Genomic DNA, 18,480 nt, shown 5'->3' with positions numbered 1-18,480 from the left:
AAGGCATTTTTCTTAAAAATGCCTTTTTTATTACAAAATATATTTACTATTCACTTAACTACTATCATTCTCCACACTATCTACACAGTTTTAATAAAATTAAACATAGAATATTTTTATTATTTATCATATATTTAAATATAAAAAGTTACACAAACCTCCAATAACTACAATTCTGTTACGTTGCTAATGTTGACGAGTTTTCTATTCAAACTAGACTCAAGATGTAACAAAAGATTTAAAAACTTTTTAGCCTAATCATTTCCACTGGGGGAAGAATCCATGAAAAAGTTAGCAATTGCATCAGCGCTTCTATCTACTATCGCAATGACAGGTACAGCAGCACATGCGTATCAAGCGGAAGTGGGCGGTTCTTATACCTATGCTGATTGGGACGATTATGACGCAACCCATAATTTCGGTGTAGATGGTACTTATTACTTTAACCCTGTTCAGATTCGTAATTCACCACTCAATGAAGCCGCTTTCCTTGATCGTGCCAGTAATGTAAAAGCCAATGTAGAGTATGCTGATAACGACGGCATCAAAGATACGCAATATGGCGCGGGTCTTGAATACTATATCCCTAACAGCGATTTCTATGTGAGTGGTCGTGTAGCGCGTAATGAGCTTGAAGTTGATGACACCTCGATCGACGCTAAAGTTACAACATACGGCGCAGAAGTCGGTTATTTACCCGCACCTGGTTTATTACTTGCTTTAGGTGTCACAGGTTATGATGAAAAAAATGGTGACGATGGTGCAGACCCAACAGTACGTGCCAAATATGTAACCAAAGTCGGTCAATACGATGCCAACTTTGAAGCTTATGGCGCTTTTGGTGATCTAGATGAATATAAAGTACGTACAGACTTGTATTTAGACAAAACCTTAAGTGTTGGTGCAGATTACTATAACAACGATTTAACTGAACGTGATGAATTCGGTATTTCTGCGAAGAAATTCTTAAATCAACAAGTCAGCCTTGAAGGTCGTGTTGGTTTCGGTGATGACTACAACACCTATGGTGTACGTGCAGGTTACCGCTTCTAATTTACAGCCCTATAAAAAAACCGCTCAATTTGAGCGGTTTTTTATTCAATTCAGTATCGTGAATGATCATTGTTAATGCTCTAAATGCAGCATTCTTAACTGCAAACTCACATTGCCATTAAACTGATTTTTATCTAACTCATAAACAATACGAACATGCTTTTGCATAGGATCAAAATTAAATTTATTCAATGCATTGAAAGCAATCGCATCCACAGATTGACCATTCTCCAAAGCCAATTTTAATTTGAGATGTACCTCTTTTAACCAACGATAATCCAGTATTTGAAATTGACCTTCAAACACAGGTGAAGGAAATTTTTGCCCCCACGGCCCTAAAGCTTCAATGGTATCAACGGTTTGGATTTGAAATGCCTGACTTGGCAACTCACCATCTGTCCATAAGGTGGCTTGAAACAACTCATCTTCTGATTGTGCAATCAGTTGAGTAAATATCTGTTTAAATTCTTCAAAATGTTGTTTTTGAATGGTTAAACCTGCTGCTGCTGCATGTCCACCAAAATGACTGACCAAATGCTGACACTGCTCAGCGACTTTTTCAATACTGTCTCGAATATGAATCCCATCGATTGAACGTGCCGAACCTTTGATATGAACACCATCTTTGTCTGCTGCAAAGATAATACTTGGACGATGAAACTGTTCTTTTAAACGCCCTGCAACAATCCCGATCACCCCTTGATGCCAATGTTCTTCAAACATCACCAATGCCGCAGGTAAATTGTCCTGATCAAGCTGTAATCCATCAAGTGCAAGCAGTGCCTCTTGTTTCATTTGAGATTCAACTTGACGACGCTCTAGATTTAAATCATTCAATTGTCGAGCCAATGCATAAGCTGTTTGCATATCGGTTGCTAATAAGCATTCAATCCCGATATCCATGGTTTCCATACGCCCAGCAGCATTGATCCGAGGGCCTAATACAAAACCTAAATCAGAAGCTTTCAGTTCTGCGGGATCACGCCCTGCAATGTCCAATAATGCACTAATACCAACACGGCATAAGTTTTGCTGAATGCGTTTAACCCCTGCATCAACCAAAATCCGATTGTTATAATCTAGACTCGCAACATCGGCATAGGTTCCCAATGCCACCAAATCTAAATACTGCGGCATTTTTGCAGTCAATTTACCTAGTTTTCCACGATGACTGCTTAAATTTGCCAATAAATAAAAAGCAACCCCAACCCCTGCCAAGGCTTTACTTGGAAACTCACAACCTAATTGATTTGGATTGACCACGGCTTCGGCTTTAGGCGTTTCTTTTGTGGTTAAATGATGATCGGTAATAATCACTTGCATGCCATGCGCTTGCGCTTGCTCAACACCTGCATGACTGGAAATACCATTATCAACAGTAATCAATAAATCTGGTTGAAAGCTTTCAAAAGCTAAATCGGCAATTTTCGGGGTTAACCCATAACCATACTTAAAACGATCGGGTACTAAATATTGAACATTGGCACCCATTTCTCGCAGCGCCAAAATCATCAGTGCCGTACTGGTTGCGCCATCTGCATCATAATCCCCAACGATGACGATTTTTTTATTTTCATCAATCGCTTGGTCAATGATTTGAATGGCTTGATCTAAACCCTTCATTTTTGGTGCAAGTAAATATTTTAATTTTAAATCAAGCTCTTGCTCAGACTGCACACCACGACGTGCCAAAATTTCAGCAATAAAGGGTGACACGCCCTGAAATTGTTCAGGGCGTGTTAGAAATGGACGTTGTTTTATTTGGATATTTTGCATTTATGGCATCAAACGTTGTAGTTTCCATACATGGTCAACACGTTCATAAGTCAAACGGTCATGTAAGCGATTTGGACGACCTTGCCAAAATTCATAGTAGTTCGGTTCTAAACGATAACCACCCCAAAACTCTGGCTTAGATAATGCTTGCTGCTCATCGACTCGATCATGCAGTGTTTGAAAGCGTTGTTGCAACAATTCACGACTTTCAATTACACCACTTTGTGGTGTGCTGATATGTGCCGCAATCTGACTGTCACGAGGTCGTTTATGATAATAATCTGTTGATTCTTGTTCAGAGATTTTCACCACATGTCCAGCGACACGCACTTGGCGCTCAAGCTCTGGCCAATAGAACAATAATTCTGCATAAGGGTTTTCAGCTAAATCCAAACCCTTTTGACTGTCATAATTGGTATAAAAGTCATAACCCGCTTCTGTTGCTCCACGTAATAAAACCGTGCGTACATGCGGGCGACCTTGTGCATTTGCTGTCGCCAATGACATGGCATAAGGTTCATGTAACTTTGCTTCTAAAGCAAGATTGAACCAATTGAGAAATTGCTCATGTGGCTGTTCATCCACCTGTTCCTCATGCAGTTCACCCTTTTGATAAGTCAGTCTCAACTCACTCAAATCTTTAATCACATTATTCATAAACCTTACCTTTTTTAAAGACTAAGCATTGGCATGTTGGCGTACAGAATCTGCTAAATGATTTGCTAAATCAGTCACTTCTTGTAGATTATCACCTTCAACCATAACACGAATTACAGGCTCAGTACCTGATTTACGAATCAGGATACGACCACGACCTTTGAGTTTTTCTTCAACTTGCTTAAATTCATTCACCAACGCAGGAATCGCAAACGGATCAATCATCTGTTCAAGTCGAACATTGACCAATACATTTGGAAAAACTTTGAAATCTGCAACCAATTCATCTAAAGATTTATTTTGCTCAACTAACACGGTCAACACTTGTAATGCGGCAATAATCGCATCACCTGTCGTGCTCTTGTCCAAAGTTAAGATATGCCCTGATGGTTCACCGCCCACCACCCAATTATTTTCTTCTAGGTTCTGAAGCACATAACGATCCCCAACATTGGCACGTATAAAAGGTACACCCGCCTTTTCAAGTGCCAATTCAAGCGCCATATTACTCATCACTGTACCCACAATTCCTGCTGGTTTAGTGCTTGCCTGAGTCGCAAGAATATAAAGAATATGATCACCATCGACCAACTTGCCATAACGGTCAACCAAAACCACACGGTCAGCGTCGCCATCAAAAGCAATACCGAGATCGGCTTGATGCTCAACCACTGCCTTTTGTAAGCATTCAGGATGGGTAGAACCACAATCTTTATTGATGTTTAAACCATCTGGATCGTTGTAAAGTGCAATGACTTTAGCACCTAACTCACGGAACACCGCAGGGCCTACGCTATAAGCTGCACCATTGGCACAATCCACCACGATTTTTAAATGACGTAAGTTAAAATGGTATGGGAATGTTGATTTGCAAAACTCAATATAGCGACCATTGGCATCTTTAACACGCACACTCTTGCCTAAGTTTGCGTTGTCTTCAATAACGATATCTTTTTCAAGTTCTTTATTAATCGCTTCTTGAATTGAATCTGGCAGTTTCTTTCCTTCATCTGAAAAGAATTTAATACCATTATCAAAATACGGATTATGCGATGCTGAAATTACAATACCTAAGTTGGCATGCAATGCACGTGTCAAATGTGCGATCGCAGGTGTAGGTAATGGACCCAATAAGTGTACATAAACACCCGCGGCATTTAAGCCTGCTTGTAAAGCTGCCTCTAAAATATAACCTGATAATCGAGTATCTTTACCCAACACCACAATCGGTTTAGATTTCGGACTAATTTGTTTTAATACTTTTCCTGCAGCAAAGCCTAATTTAAGCGCAAATTCAGGGGTAATTGGGAGCTGACCAAATTGTCCACGAATACCATCTGTTCCAAAATAACTCATTTTTTACCCACTTATTATGTGTTGTATAACAATCAATTTTTCAATTGCACCACTTTACACCAAAATAAAAAAACCGTCATAAATTGACGGCTTTTTTCAATAAAAATACTACGAAAGATTAGCCTACACGATAGTTTGGCGCTTCTTTTGTAATCGTTACATCATGCACATGCGACTCTTGCATACCCGCAGCAGTGATTTTCACAAATTTTGCATTTTGACGTAAATCTTCAATCGTTGCAGAACCTGTATAACCCATTGATGAACGTAAACCACCCATCATCTGATGTACGATATTGCCCATTGGACCTTTGTAAGGTACACGACCTTCAATCCCTTCTGGAACGAGCTTCTCAGCACCCGCTTTAGAGTCTTGGAAATAACGATCCGCAGAACCTGTTGCACCTGCCATCGCACCCAATGAACCCATACCGCGATACGCTTTGTAGTAACGACCTTGGAAAAATTCAACTTCGCCCGGCGCTTCTTCAGTACCTGCCATAAGTGAACCCACCATAATCGTGCTTGCACCTGCACCAATCGCCTTCGCCATATCACCAGAGAAGCGGATACCACCATCTGCGATTAAAGGGATTTGGTCTTTCAACGCATTCGCAACACTGTCAATTGCAGAGATCTGAGGCATACCAATACCTGCAACGATACGTGTTGTACAGATCGAACCCGGACCAATACCGACTTTTACGGCATCTGCACCAGCATCCAGTAATGCTAAAGCAGCATCACCTGTTGCGATATTACCGCCAATCACTTGAACTTGTGGATAGTTGGCTTTAACCCAACGTACACGCTCAATCACACCTGCTGAGTGACCATGTGCTGTATCCACAACAATCGCATCGACACCTGCTTCAACCAATGCTTCAACACGACTTGGTGTTTCTGCGCCAGTACCGACAGCAGCACCCACACGTAAACGACCCAAGTCATCTTTACAGCTGTTTGGATAAGATTCTGCTTTACGGAAATCAGTGACCGTAATCAAACCTTTTAAAGCATTTTGGTCATCAACCACCAGTACTTTTTCAATACGGTGCTTTTGCAATAATGCTTGGATATGTTCTTTAGATTCATTTTCACGCACTGTAACAAGACGATCTTGTCCAGTCATGATATTGCTGACAGGCTGTTCTAAGCTAGTCACAAATCGTGTATCACGACCTGTCACGATCCCTACAACTTTACCGTCCTTCACAACTGGCACGCCACTGATGTTGTTGGCTTGCGTGATTGCGATCAATTCACGAATCGTTGTTTCAGGTGTCACGGTAATTGGATCTTTCACCATACCCGCTTCAAATTTTTTCACACGACGAACTTCCGCAGCTTGAGCAGAAATATCCATGTTTTTATGTAGAATACCAATACCACCATTTTGTGCCATCGCAATTGCCATACGTGACTCAGTCACCGTATCCATTGCTGCTGAAACCATTGGGATATTCAAATTTATGCCACGAGTCAGGCGTGTCTTTAAAGAGACATCTTTTGGGAGAATAGTAGAGTAGGCAGGGAGTAATAAGACATCATCGAAGGTTAGCGCTTCTTGAACGATGGTCAACATAACAGTCTCACTGGTAATTTCCGTGCGCTATTATAAACAAATTTAGAGGTAAATTTCATTTTTATTGTAGAAATAATCGTAAATCATTGTACAAAGATATAAAAACGAAAAAGCGAAAGCCGTCCTTCGCCTTTTAATACTCAATTTATCGTTTTCAAAATCAGATGATTGATTAACAAACTTGATCAAAATTCTCATTATTACTGGGCTGCATCATTTCCACATCAATCAAAGGAATCAACCCATGTGCATGGCGTGCTTTGGCGCATTGGCTATCGCCTGCTTGTACTTCTTTGCATGATGAACTGCGTGATTCATACATACTACAACTGACCTGTTGCCCAACAGTCCCTTCCAATGCAATACAACGGGGTTGTTGCTGATTGGTCCCTTTCATACAAGAGTAAACCGCTGTTAAAGGCTCTACATAATCAGGAGGCATGACTTCCCCTTCAGCCCAATAAAAGGAAACTCGAAAAAAGGCGCAACATGCACCGCAGGTTAAGCACGCATCCTGTGCAGAAATTTGAGACAACATATTTTTAAAATTCTCGAAGTCAAAAGCCTCCTCCATTTTAACCAAATACAGGAGATTTGCAGTAGATTTTAGTCGAGTACAATTAAAAAAATATGTCGAATTTAAAGCAGTATTTTATCGCACTCATTCAGGGCAAGTGAACACGGATTCATCCATCAAATCTACGCCACATTGTAAATTTTCAATCCAATCCAAAAACTGATTTACCATCTCTTTACCCACAAATGGTTTGCCATGTTGTGGCACGATCATTTCAATATCCATTTGGCGAACCATTTTGACCCATAAGCGAATAATACGATTGCTACACATATAGCGCTGATGAAAACCACGCATTGTTGGAATATGCAATGCAAAATTCTCAATAGGCGTAGAAGCATCATCCACAATCGATGCCCCCATGTCACCCGAGAATAAGATCTTTGAAATTGGATCGTAGAATTGAAAATTACCTACTGAATGTAAAAAGTGAGCAGGAACCACAATAATTCGTGTTTCGCCTAAAGGGATTGAACCACCTTGGTCAGGCAACTCAATTAATCGCTCTAACCAGCCGCCTTTCATACGATCACTCATAAAAGCAGAGTTTAAATGCGGTAAAAAACGTGCCCATAATTTTGAAGCAACTACTTTTGCATCGGTATATACAAGCCAACGTGGCATAGAGGTGATAATGTCAGGGTCTTGATGCGATGCCATCACATAGTCTAAATTTTGTAGGCGTGTGTATTTATTCAATTCCATAGTTAATGGTACATAAGTTAAATCCCCACCTGGATCTAAAACTGCCGCACGCTCATTATTGAGAATTAAAAATTGATTGGCTTGTACACCTTCCCCTTTAACCAAACTGGTAAAACTGATGCATTTATGTGTCCCATTATCAAACAATACTTGTGACGTGGTGCGATCTAAAGCCATAAAAAACCTTTTAAAATTAATCTTTAATTATTCCCATACAACATATAAGGTTTTATTCAAACTGACAATGAATATACAACCGAAGTTTAATAATTATTTTCGTGATTTTTAAATTAATATTTTACCCAACAATAAAAAACCCAACATCAAGTTGGGTTCGTTACACGTTAAAAGTAAGACTGGTTTTTATAGAAAATAATGTTGCACCAAAGCTGCAACACCAATAATAAAGAAAATTGCTGCACCAATTTTGTGAATAAGTGAAATCGGTAATTTATCTGCCAATTTATTACCAATAAATACCGCAGGTGCATTTACCAACATTATCCCAAGCGTTGTACCGATCGTCACCCAACCCACACTGTCAAATCGAGCAGCTAAAGCAACTGTGGCGATTTGCGTCTTATCCCCAATTTCAGCAAGGAAGAACAACACGAAAGTTGCCCCAAACACACCATATTTCTGCCATTTATTGATGCTCTCAGACTCATCATCCAACTCATCTGGAATCAACATCCAACCTGCCATTGCAATAAAGCCGAGCGAAACGATCCATAATAAAACAGTAGGACTGAGAACAGTGGTAATCCATTGACCTAATACAGCAGACACACCATGATTGACAATGGTCGCCAATAAAATTGCAAAGAGAATCGGGATCGGTTTTCTAAATTTTGCAGCAAGAAGTAATGCAAGAAGTTGGGTTTTATCGCCCATTTCAGATAAGGCAACAACCACTAAAGAGATGAGGAAAGCATGTAACATATCTTAGTCTCTGGCTAGCAATATATACCGATGACTTATCCCTCCCGCTAGCCTATATGAATAGTTATCTATCCAATGCGGAGTGATAAATCAAAGGTCTTGCCAACAAAAAATAACTGACTAAGTAAATCAGCTAAATTGGTTCTTTGCTATGATGACCATGTTCTGTTGAACAATTATGTTGACCATCACCTATTCACTGATCCAAAAATCGTGAATAGCGGCTACTCCCCAATGAAGTGCTTATAGTCTACAATGCATTGAAAATTTTTTCATCTTTTTATCAAAAAATCATTCCAACTTTATAATGTCTCATTTATGACTTCTCATTTTTACCAATATATTCAAAACAATAAATTTATAGACACGATTTTCATCATTGGTGGTGGCCCATCTATAAAAATGATGAATTTAACCGCATTACGTGATCCTAAACACTTTGTGATTTGCTGCAACCAAGCTTTTGAACTTTTTCCACATGCACAAATTACCCATCACAGTGATTACAGTTGGTGGATCAAATATCAAACACAATTGGAGACTCAATTTAAAGGCGATTTTATAACAGGCTGTGGCTTGGGAAACAATCAGAATTATCCTGAATCAGTCATGCATATGCAGCCCATTCACCATGCCAATCAAGATCAGCTTTTTAAAACAACTGAGCATGTATATGGAAATAATTGTGGTTTACAAGCCTTATCTATTGCACATCTATTTCAACCCAAGAATATTGTTTTAATTGGATTTGATTTTAAACTGCTCGATGGGCAAACCCATGGTTATGCTCAACTAAATACTGACCCAAAGCTCAACTACATGCATCTTTGGACTCTATTTTTAAAAAGCTTTAAAGCATTTGAACAACTCAAAACAACACAATGGCAAGCCATTCATCCTACATGCCAACCACCACAAATCTGGAATTTGAATCCAGATTCGGCTTTAACCCTATATGATCGCAGCAGATCTTTAGACGATTTTTTATAACATTAGCTCTAAAATATGAGCAATAAAAAAACCTCGCCGAAGCAATAATGCCAGTCAGTTAAGAGTAATTTAGTGATTACTCATTTAAGAATCTCCCCTAACCCTGAGCCATATATGGCGCAAGGAAAAGAGAGGAACTATTGAGGATTTAAAAAACTTAACTGGTCAACATTACGCCTAAGCGAGGTTTTAAATTCAAACAAACTCTTTTAAAGCAAAATATTACGAATATCCGCTAAAAGCTTGGTCAATTTATTGCTAAAGCGAGCAGCATCCGCACCATTAATCACACGATGGTCATAAGACAATGACAATGGCAACATTAACTTAGGATCAAAACCTGAACCATTCCAAACGGGTTGCATGGTTGCAGGTGAAATACCTAAAATCGCCACTTGCGGCCAATTCACCAACGGTGTAAATGCCGTGCCGCCAATTGAACCTAAACTTGTGATCGTAAAGTTTGCACCTTGTAAGTCTTTCGGAGAAAGTTTCTTATCACGTGCTTTTTTACTGAGCTCACCCAGTTCAATTGCAATTTGCTTAATTGATTTTTGGTCTGGATTACGTAGTACAGGAACTGTTAAACCATCTGGTGTTGCTACTGCAATGCCCATATGGATTTCATTGCGTAATAAAACACCTTTTTGATCATCGGCCAAATGACCTGCAAAATATGGCTCTTCTTTCAACAAGAAAGCAACTGCTTTGGCAATAAAAGCAAGGATCGTCAAGCTAATACCTTCTTGCTTAAACTTACCTTTTAACTCACCACGCCAAGCTTCTAGCTCCGTAATATCCGCAAGATCAAACTGAGTCACTTGTGGGATAAAGTTGTTTAAAGACAACTGTGGAACAGATACTTGCTGTAAGCGTGTCATCGCCGCAACTTCACCACCACCAAATGCACTGAAGTCTGGTAATGCAGGCAAACCTGATGCAACCGCCGCTGCAACAGCTGGCGCTGCTTTTTGTGGTGCCGTTAAGCGTGATTTCACATAGGCAAACACATCTTCTTTCATCACACGTTGGTGCGGACCAGAAGAATCAACCTGTGCAAGCAAAACACCTAACTCACGTGCAAGCTTACGCACAGCAGGGCCTGCATAAACTTTGGCATTTTCAGCTTGCTGTTCTTTGCTTAACTTATCTGAAGAATGTGCAACATGCGCTTTTGGCTCAACCACTGTTTCTGCCTGAGCTACAGGTTTTGGCTCAGCTTTAGCAGGAGGTTGCGCAGCAACTGTCTTTTGAGCTTGTTCAGACGGCTGTACATCCGCAATACCATCAATCGTGACCAATGGCATACCTTGTTTCACTTCTTGATTAGTACCGACATGAATGGCTTTGATTGTACCTGACACTGTACTTGGTACTTCTACAGAAGCTTTATCAGACTCAACAACAACCAAGCTTTGATCTTTTTCAACACGGTCGCCCACACTGACTAAAATCTCAGAAACATTGGCCTTGTCTACACCCAAATCAGGTACAGCGATTTCAACTGACCCAGACTGAGTTGCTTGCACGGCTTTTGGAGCCTCAGCTTTTGTAGTTTCAGCCACTGCTGCTGATGCAACTTGAGTCGTAGTCGGTGAAACTGTTGCCGCTGAACCAGCCGTTTTAACTGTAATTAAAACCACACCTTCTTGAACACTATCGCCTTCTTTTACGACAACACTTTCAACTGTACCCGCAACCGCACTTGGGACTTCTACTGTCGCTTTGTCTGACTCAACCACAACAATACTGTCATCAATTGCAATTTCATCGCCAACTTTAACTAAGATTTCACCAACTAACGCTTTTTCAACACCAATATCTGGAACTTTAACGTCTACAATTTGAGTTGAACTCGAAGTCGCTGGCACAGATGCAGCAACCGCAGCCTGTACCTCTGGTTTTACTTCTGGCTTAACGTCCACAGCAGGTTCAGCTTTTACAGCGGGTTGAGCAGAAGTAGATGCATCAGCTGACTCAACTTCAATCAACACTGCACCTTCTGAAACCTCATCACCTTCTGAAACTGCAATACTTTTCACCACGCCTGCTGAAGTACTCGGTACTTCAACAGAGGCTTTATCCGACTCAAGTAAAACGATACTGTCATCCACCGCAATCGTATCGCCAACCTTCACTAAAATTTCTGCAACGGTGGCTTTATCTACACCAATATCAGGAGTCTTAATTTGCATGATTATTTCTCCTCAGTATAAGCCGCAACTTCTTGTGTAGATGGATGAGCTTGCGGCAACCACGCGACAGGGCGATCAACATCAAGTTCAAATGTAGAAATCGCATCTTTCACTAAACGTGCATCAACTTCACCTTCGTCTGCTAACTTTTTCAATGTTGCAACAACGATATGCGCTGCATCCACACCGAAATAGCTACGTAAGTTTGCACGCGTATCTGAACGACCATAACCATCTGTACCCAAAGTCACATAAGGACGGTTGTCTGGAAGATAAGCACGAATCTGTTCACTATAAGCACGCATATGATCTGTTGCAGAAACCACGATACCATTTGTATCGCGTAATTGCTGAGATACCCACGACTCTTTACCATCTTCCAATGGATGCAAACGATTAAACTCTTCAACCGCCATACCATCACGAGACAATTCGTTGAAGCTTGTTACACTCCAAACATTTGAGTGGATTTGGTATTCATCACGTAAAATCTGTGCAGCTTTGATTACTTCACGCAAAATCACACCTGAACCAAGTAACTGAACAGTCGCTTTGTCATCTTTTTCAAATAGATACATACCACGCTTAATTCCCTCAACGGCATCTTGAGGTAAAGCAGGCTGATCATAGTTTTCATTCATTAGCGTCAAGTAATAGAACACACGCTCTTGGTTCACATACATGCGTTCTAAGCCATCATGAATGATCACAGCTAACTCATAACCAAAACAAGGATCATAAGAAATACAATTTGGAATGGTATTAGCTAAGATATGAGAATGACCATCCTGATGCTGTAAACCTTCACCATTCAGTGTAGTACGACCCGCTGTTGCACCAAACAAGAAACCTTGAGCCTGTGCATCACCTGCTGCCCATGCAAGATCACCAATACGTTGGAAACCAAACATAGAGTAATACATATACATTGGAATCATTGGCAAGTTATTGGTTGAATAACTGGTTCCCAACGCTGCCCAAGCACTCATCGCACCTGCTTCATTGATCCCTTCATTCAGCATATGACCATCTTTTGCTTCACGATAGTTCATCAACTGTTCTTGGTCTTCAGGGGTATAGTTCTGTCCATGCGCAGCATAAATACCCAACTGGCGGAACATACCTTCTAAACCAAAAGTTCGAGCTTCATCAGGAACAATCGGTACAACACGGTCTTTAATGGCTTTATCTTTTAACAATGCAGCAATTAAACGCACCATCACCATCGTGGTTGATTGTTCTTTGCCACCACTACCTTTGAGAACGCTATCAAAAATTGATAAATCTGGAATGTCTAAAGCCACACTGTCTTTACGACGAGCAGGTAAATAACCACCTAATGCTTCACGGCGTGCTTTTAAATATTTCAATTCAGGTGAATTTTCACTTGGGCGATAAAAAGGAAGCTCTTCTAATTCATCATCTGTAAATGGAAGATTAAAACGATTACGGAAATACTTTAACGACTCCAAATGCATTTTTTTGATTTGGTGTGTTTTATTTACCGCTTCAATTTCATCAGATAAACCATAACCTTTCACTGTTTTTGCCAAGATTACTGTAGGCTGACCATTACTGGTCATTGCAGCAGCATAAGCAGCATAAACTTTGTATGGGTCATGACCACCACGGTTCAAGTTATCGATATCTTCATCACTTAAAGTTTTGACTAACTCTTCAGCTTCAGGATATTTTCCAAAGAAGTGCTCACGTGTATATGCACCACCCTTCACTTGATAACGCTGGAAATCACCATCCAATGCTTCATCCATTCGTGCTTTTAAAGCGCCAGAAGTATCTTTATCCAATAATGGATCCCAATGACGTCCCCATACCACTTTAATCACACGCCAACCTGCACCACGGAACAATGATTCAAGTTCTTGGATAATTTTACCATTCCCACGAACTGGACCATCCAAACGCTGCAAGTTACAGTTCACGACCCAAATCAGGTTGTCTAACTTTTCACGCCCTGCAAGAGAAATCGCACCCAAACTTTCTGGCTCATCCATCTCACCATCACCGAGATAAGCCCAAATTTTGCGATTTTCATCTTTAATCAAACCACGATTGGTCAGGTACTTTTGAATATGTGCCTGATAAATAGACATAATTGGCCCAAGACCCATCGACACCGTTGGGAACTGCCAATAATCAGGCATCAAATACGGATGTGGATAGCTCGAAAGCCCTTGACCACCCACTTCACGACGGAAGTTGTTGAGTTGATCTTCAGTTAAACGCCCTTCCAAATACGAACGTGCATAAATACCAGGCGCACAGTGTCCTTGGTAATAAATCATATCACCGCCAAAGCTGTCGCTGTTGGCACGGAAGAAATGGTTAAAACCTACATCATATAAAGTTGCTGAAGACGCAAAACTTGCCAAGTGACCACCTAAGTCATCACCTGTTTTATTGGCACGGAGTACCATTGCTAAAGCATTCCAACGAATCAATGCACGAATACGACGTTCCATATCTTGATCGCCTGGCATAGCAGGAGATTCTTCAACCGTAATCGTGTTTAAGTAAGGTGTATTTAAACGCTGAATAGGAACATGTTTTGAGATTGCTTGTTGATATAATTTTTCTAATAAAAAAGCAGCACGCTCAGTTCCCATGTGCTGTAACACTGAATCAAAGGCATCTTGCCATTCTTGGGTTTCTTGAGCGTCGCTATCACCATAATACGCCATTTGCCACTTACTCCATGAACTGTTTTCTATATATTATATGTATCATGTTTTGGGCTTGTTAAGTTATCGTTACAGCTGAATGTGGATTGTCACTAATATTTAGGAACTAAATAGTCATTGACCAAACGTTACATGAAACAACAAAAAACCGCCAATTTAGGCGGTTTTTTATACAAACAAAATTTTATTTGGTGATAATGTAAATACTCAATCTAATTCATTGCGACAGATGTTTTAGGTTCAGTATTATGTACACCAGATGACCAAAAAGGACTTAAGGCAACATTGCCAAGTATGAACTTGGATTTTTACGCTGACCATCTTTTACTACTTCATAGTGTAAATGAGGGCCAGTACAACGGCCAGTACAACCGACATTAGCGATATGCTCGCCTGCTTTCACTTGATCACCTACACGTGCAATTAAACGTGAAGCATGCGCATAACGCGTGATATAGCCATTCCCGTGGTTAATTTCAACATATTGACCATAACCTGTACCCCAACCTGATTTGGTTACAATACCCGGACCAGTGGCATAAATAGGCGTACCGCTCGGCGCTGAAAGATCTAAACCTGAATGGTGTTCTGCACGACCACCCATAGTACGACCACCAAAATCAGAGCTTACGCGCTTCATGTCTGGAAGCGGATGCGTCACTAACCATGAATATGGAGCATTTGCTGAATAGCGATTAGTTGAAGTCGTGCTTGAACCGTATTTTTTAGCAATCGTTGCATTATTCAGTTCAATTGGTTTGTCCTGACTACGCAAAGTAATATTTACTTTTGCACTTGCAGGAAGATCAAGGTCATCTGGGTGGCTATAAGAGCCTTGAGATAATGTTTTTGATAATTGTTCTAAACGATCAGGTGTTTGAGAATAACTTGAATCTACTTGTACCAAATCTGCGAATGCAACCGAAGCAGCAGAAGCTGCCAAAGTAAAAGCCAATAAAATACGTCGCGTATGCATAAAAAACCTCTTAAACTGCTCTTAATCAAGTTTCTTGTGTGATCTCATCCTTGATATCAACCGAAATGAGCGCTTAAGATAAGACATGACCATGTAGGAACAATGTATGTCTGAACCGAAAAACGTCTTTCAACCAACAAGACAGCACATAAAAACAGGAAACTTATCGTTTCTTACAAAGCAAGTCACCGAATGGCAAAAACTTACTAAATTAATTCAACCGCTATTACCTCAACCTGAAGTATGGCAAGTTGTCTGTTATCAATACGGTATTTTGACCATCACCGGTGAAAATCAAGCCATGATTAGTCAACTCGGTTATCTTCAAAAACAGTATATTTCTCAATTATCACAAATGAACGAGTTACGTGACTTACAAAAACTACAACTACGTTTACGCACCCCAAACAATAATACCGAAAAAAACCTGCAATCCAATAAAACTGTAAAAAGCATCGAACCAGCAACCTCTGAAATGTTACAAAATGCTGCTAGTTTTGTGAGCGACCCTAAGCTTAGCCAAGCTTTGCTACGTTTGGCAAGCAATAAAAAGTAAACAAAATCGCTATTTTTATAATTTAGATTGCAAAAAATGAGATATTAATCACATTTAAATTTGTTACAATATAACATAGCCTCTAAAAGACAATGACTTATATCACATTCACAAAATGAATTGGACACAACTTCTCGTCATCAAATGTTACAATTTCATAGCTACTTGGATCATTTTTCACATTGCGTAAAAGTTGATTATTGAGTGCATGCCCTGATTTGTAACCATCAAATTTTGCAATAATTTGGTGTCCTAATAAATATAAGTCACCTACAGCATCTAAAATTTTATGTCTTACAAACTCATCAGCAAAGCGCAGTCCTTCCTCATTCACTACACCAGTATCATCCAAACCCACTGCATTATCTAAACTTGCACCTAAGGCTAAATTATTGGCTTTGAGATAATCCAAATCCTTCATAAAACCAAAGGTACGCGCACCACTGACTTCATAAACAAAGGTTTCTGTAGAAAAATCAATGGTTGCAGACTGGTATTCTTTAGCAAATGCAGGATGATCAAAATCGATGGTGAAATTAATCTGAAACCCGTCATGTGGGGTGAAAATTGCTCGTTTATCGTCAATCAACGCTTCAACAGGCTTTAAAATACGAATAAATTTCTTCGGAGCATCTTGTTCAATCAACTCACCTTGCATGAGTAGATAAATGAATGGCCCTGCACTCCCATCCATGATCGGGATTTCTGACGCAGACACTTCTACAATAAGGTTATCAATCCCCAAGCCTGCTATCGCACTGGTCACATGCTCAATAGTTCCTACTTTGGTTTCTTGATTGACCAAATTTGAACACATAAATGCTTCTTGGATCAGCATTGCATCCGCTGGAATATCCACAGGCGGATTTAAATCGATACGACGAAAAACAATACCCCCATCCGCCACATGCGGTAAAAAGTTAATCATGACTTTTTGTCCGCTATGTAGTCCGATGCCACTCGCTTTAACGACTCGCTTCAGGGTACGTTGTTTCAACATGCTGGTTAGGTCTTCATTTTTAAATCTGCTATACGTTAGCACATTTAGCCATTGATAAAAAACAAAAAAGGTAATGAATCTCACTACCTTTTTCGATGATATTTATTCTTTTTAAGAATTATCAATTATTTACGTTGTTGATTTTTCAAATAATCTTGAATACTCATTGGCGTAGAACGTGCGCCAGCACTTGGCGCAGCAGTTGGAATTGCACCTTCTTGGCGCTTATTGATCGCAGGAATATCATCCTCATCGACAACAGTATTTTGCGCAGCTTGCTGGAAATGTGTACTTGTATTGGTCACATGTGTTCTACGTTTAGCATCATTTGCATCTGTTGCATTACGCGTTAAACCTGTTGCAATCACAGTCACACGAATTTCATCACGTGCATCTGGGTCAAATACTGTACCAAAGAACACTTCACCTTCTTCAAGGTCAACAATTTGGTTCACAACATCTGTAATCACTTCTGTTTCACGCAAAGTAACATCAGCACCACCAGTGATGTTAATTAACACCCCTTTAGCGTTCATAATGTTGACATTGTCCAATAGAGGACTGCGAATCGCCAAACGTGCAGCTTCTTCAGCACGGTCAGGACCACTGCTCTTCCCTTCACCCATCATGGCATAACCACGTGTACTCATTGCCGTTTTTAAATCTGCGAAGTCAAGGTTAATATGACCTGGACGAACCACTAAATCAAAAATGCTTCGTACTGCGTTCAATAAAACATCATCCGCTTTACGATAAGCATCTTGCATAGAGATGTCACCATAAACACTGAGTAAACGCTGATTTGGAATGATAATTAAAGAATCTACATGTTGCTCTAAAGCTTCAATGCCTTTTTCAGCCGAACGTTGACGGCGACGACCTTCAAAGTTAAATGGTGTGGTTACCACACCAACAGTAAGAATACCCATTTCTTGAGCAATTTCAGCAACAACAGGCGCAGCACCCGTACCTGTACCACCGCCCATACCTGCGGTTACAAATACCATATCCGCACCTTCAAGGTGTTGACGAATTTGCTCACGGCTTTCTTCAGCAGCAATTTGACCAACATCTGGATTTGCACCCGCACCCAAACCGCGCGTACTTTGCTCACCCAGTTGCATTTTGAATGGTGCATTCATACGATCAAGCGCTTGCTTATCCGTATTTGCACAAACAAATTTCACACCTTTAATATCAGATTGCACCATGTGTTGTACGGCATTACCACCACCACCACCAACACCAAACACTGTAAAACGGGCTTGACCGTTGTTATCGGTTTGTTCATCGTCTAAAAATTCAAATGAAGCCATGACCTATAAATTTCCTAATATATTTGGCAGTCACTTTAAGCCCGTATACTGCCTTGATCTTCAATAATAAAAATTGCTTTTAGGATGCTGTTCA

Annotated in this window: 14 protein-coding genes, 2 pseudogenes and 1 riboswitch; of the genes and pseudogenes, 3 read left to right on the top strand and 13 right to left on the bottom strand. The window is 40.2% G+C overall.

From position 1 onward, the window contains the following. Positions 1–282: 282 nt before the first annotated feature. The gene (locus ACY45D_RS00940; RefSeq protein WP_463108057.1) at positions 283–1,053 is read left to right on the top strand and encodes a putative porin; all 771 of its coding nucleotides are present in this window, start codon (positions 283–285) and stop codon (positions 1,051–1,053) included. 72 nt (positions 1,054–1,125) lie between these two features. On the opposite strand, the gene recJ is transcribed toward ACY45D_RS00940, so the two are convergent. From recJ to ACY45D_RS00905, 7 genes are all read right to left on the bottom strand, one after another. Further along, positions 1,126–2,829, bottom strand: a complete 1,704-nt coding sequence (gene recJ / locus ACY45D_RS00935; RefSeq protein WP_463108056.1) for a single-stranded-DNA-specific exonuclease RecJ — start codon at positions 2,827–2,829, stop codon at positions 1,126–1,128. Next, on the bottom strand, positions 2,830–3,486 hold the full coding sequence (gene pdxH, locus ACY45D_RS00930) for a pyridoxamine 5'-phosphate oxidase (RefSeq protein WP_463108055.1): 657 nt from the start codon (positions 3,484–3,486) through the stop codon (positions 2,830–2,832). 21 nt (positions 3,487–3,507) lie between these two features. Further along, positions 3,508–4,842, bottom strand: coding sequence for a phosphoglucosamine mutase (glmM, locus tag ACY45D_RS00925; RefSeq protein ID WP_463108054.1), 1,335 nt, complete (start codon positions 4,840–4,842; stop codon positions 3,508–3,510). Positions 4,843–4,960: 118 nt separating this feature from the next. Beyond that, positions 4,961–6,427 (bottom strand): IMP dehydrogenase, encoded by a 1,467-nt coding sequence (gene guaB / locus ACY45D_RS00920; protein WP_463108053.1) that lies wholly within the window; start codon positions 6,425–6,427, stop codon positions 4,961–4,963. 172 nt (positions 6,428–6,599) lie between these two features. After that, entirely contained in the window at positions 6,600–6,965 is a 366-nt protein-coding gene (locus ACY45D_RS00915; protein WP_463108052.1) for a YkgJ family cysteine cluster protein, read from the bottom strand. A 123-nt stretch (positions 6,966–7,088) separates the two neighbouring features. Then, positions 7,089–7,886, bottom strand: coding sequence for an oxygen-binding di-iron domain-containing protein (locus ACY45D_RS00910; RefSeq protein ID WP_463108051.1), 798 nt, complete (start codon positions 7,884–7,886; stop codon positions 7,089–7,091). Between the two features lie 186 nt (positions 7,887–8,072). Then, positions 8,073–8,651 (bottom strand): TMEM165/GDT1 family protein, encoded by a 579-nt coding sequence (locus tag ACY45D_RS00905; protein ID WP_463108050.1) that lies wholly within the window; start codon positions 8,649–8,651, stop codon positions 8,073–8,075. An 88-nt stretch (positions 8,652–8,739) separates the two neighbouring features. Then, a riboswitch (yybP-ykoY riboswitch) is annotated at positions 8,740–8,896 on the bottom strand. Between the two features lie 73 nt (positions 8,897–8,969). Here ACY45D_RS00905 and ACY45D_RS00900 point away from each other — a divergent pair. Continuing rightward, the gene (locus tag ACY45D_RS00900) at positions 8,970–9,641 is read left to right on the top strand and encodes a methyltransferase type 11 (protein ID WP_463108049.1); all 672 of its coding nucleotides are present in this window, start codon (positions 8,970–8,972) and stop codon (positions 9,639–9,641) included. Between the two features lie 209 nt (positions 9,642–9,850). Here the strand turns inward: ACY45D_RS00900 and ACY45D_RS00895 are convergent. The 4 genes and pseudogenes from ACY45D_RS00895 to ACY45D_RS00880 form a co-directional block, all read right to left on the bottom strand. Continuing rightward, positions 9,851–11,512 (bottom strand): annotated as a pseudogene (locus ACY45D_RS00895) (2-oxo acid dehydrogenase subunit E2); the annotation flags it as partial. 98 nt (positions 11,513–11,610) lie between these two features. Then, a pseudogene (locus ACY45D_RS00890) lies at positions 11,611–11,836 on the bottom strand (biotin/lipoyl-containing protein); the annotation flags it as partial. Positions 11,837–11,838: 2 nt separating this feature from the next. After that, positions 11,839–14,538, bottom strand: a complete 2,700-nt coding sequence (aceE, locus tag ACY45D_RS00885) for a pyruvate dehydrogenase (acetyl-transferring), homodimeric type (RefSeq protein ID WP_463108048.1) — start codon at positions 14,536–14,538, stop codon at positions 11,839–11,841. 274 nt (positions 14,539–14,812) lie between these two features. Beyond that, entirely contained in the window at positions 14,813–15,514 is a 702-nt protein-coding gene (locus tag ACY45D_RS00880; RefSeq protein WP_463108047.1) for a M23 family metallopeptidase, read from the bottom strand. A 106-nt stretch (positions 15,515–15,620) separates the two neighbouring features. Between ACY45D_RS00880 and ACY45D_RS00875 the strand changes: the two genes are divergently transcribed. Further along, positions 15,621–16,070: a DUF721 domain-containing protein gene (locus ACY45D_RS00875; RefSeq protein WP_463108046.1), complete on the top strand. Its 450-nt coding sequence runs from the start codon at positions 15,621–15,623 to the stop codon at positions 16,068–16,070. 97 nt (positions 16,071–16,167) lie between these two features. On the opposite strand, the gene lpxC is transcribed toward ACY45D_RS00875, so the two are convergent. Next, positions 16,168–17,070 carry a UDP-3-O-acyl-N-acetylglucosamine deacetylase gene (gene lpxC, locus ACY45D_RS00870; RefSeq protein ID WP_463108045.1) on the bottom strand — a complete coding sequence of 301 codons (903 nt, stop codon included), beginning with the start codon at positions 17,068–17,070 and terminating at the stop codon, positions 16,168–16,170. Between the two features lie 125 nt (positions 17,071–17,195). After that, positions 17,196–18,386, bottom strand: a complete 1,191-nt coding sequence (gene ftsZ / locus ACY45D_RS00865) for a cell division protein FtsZ (RefSeq protein ID WP_463108044.1) — start codon at positions 18,384–18,386, stop codon at positions 17,196–17,198. Positions 18,387–18,480: the final 94 nt, after the last annotated feature.

Source organism: Acinetobacter sp. BZX-2 (assembly GCF_055179795.1).
This window is presented reverse-complemented; position numbering and strand designations above follow the sequence as displayed.

What these genes read in the sequence shown, in the direction of transcription:
- ACY45D_RS00940 (WP_463108057.1), top strand. Translation starts at nt 283, where the DNA reads ATGAAAAAGTTAGCAATTGCATCAGCGCTTCTATCTACTATCGCAATG.
- recJ (WP_463108056.1), bottom strand. Translation starts at nt 2,829, where the DNA reads ATGCAAAATATCCAAATAAAACAACGTCCATTTCTAACACGCCCTGAA.
- pdxH (WP_463108055.1), bottom strand. Translation starts at nt 3,486, where the DNA reads ATGAATAATGTGATTAAAGATTTGAGTGAGTTGAGACTGACTTATCAA.
- glmM (WP_463108054.1), bottom strand. Translation starts at nt 4,842, where the DNA reads ATGAGTTATTTTGGAACAGATGGTATTCGTGGACAATTTGGTCAGCTC.
- guaB (WP_463108053.1), bottom strand. Translation starts at nt 6,427, where the DNA reads ATGTTGACCATCGTTCAAGAAGCGCTAACCTTCGATGATGTCTTATTA.
- ACY45D_RS00915 (WP_463108052.1), bottom strand. Translation starts at nt 6,965, where the DNA reads ATGTTGTCTCAAATTTCTGCACAGGATGCGTGCTTAACCTGCGGTGCA.
- ACY45D_RS00910 (WP_463108051.1), bottom strand. Translation starts at nt 7,886, where the DNA reads ATGGCTTTAGATCGCACCACGTCACAAGTATTGTTTGATAATGGGACA.
- ACY45D_RS00905 (WP_463108050.1), bottom strand. Translation starts at nt 8,651, where the DNA reads ATGTTACATGCTTTCCTCATCTCTTTAGTGGTTGTTGCCTTATCTGAA.
- ACY45D_RS00900 (WP_463108049.1), top strand. Translation starts at nt 8,970, where the DNA reads ATGACTTCTCATTTTTACCAATATATTCAAAACAATAAATTTATAGAC.
- aceE (WP_463108048.1), bottom strand. Translation starts at nt 14,538, where the DNA reads ATGGCGTATTATGGTGATAGCGACGCTCAAGAAACCCAAGAATGGCAA.
- ACY45D_RS00880 (WP_463108047.1), bottom strand. Translation starts at nt 15,514, where the DNA reads ATGCATACGCGACGTATTTTATTGGCTTTTACTTTGGCAGCTTCTGCT.
- ACY45D_RS00875 (WP_463108046.1), top strand. Translation starts at nt 15,621, where the DNA reads ATGTCTGAACCGAAAAACGTCTTTCAACCAACAAGACAGCACATAAAA.
- lpxC (WP_463108045.1), bottom strand. Translation starts at nt 17,070, where the DNA reads ATGTTGAAACAACGTACCCTGAAGCGAGTCGTTAAAGCGAGTGGCATC.
- ftsZ (WP_463108044.1), bottom strand. Translation starts at nt 18,386, where the DNA reads ATGGCTTCATTTGAATTTTTAGACGATGAACAAACCGATAACAACGGT.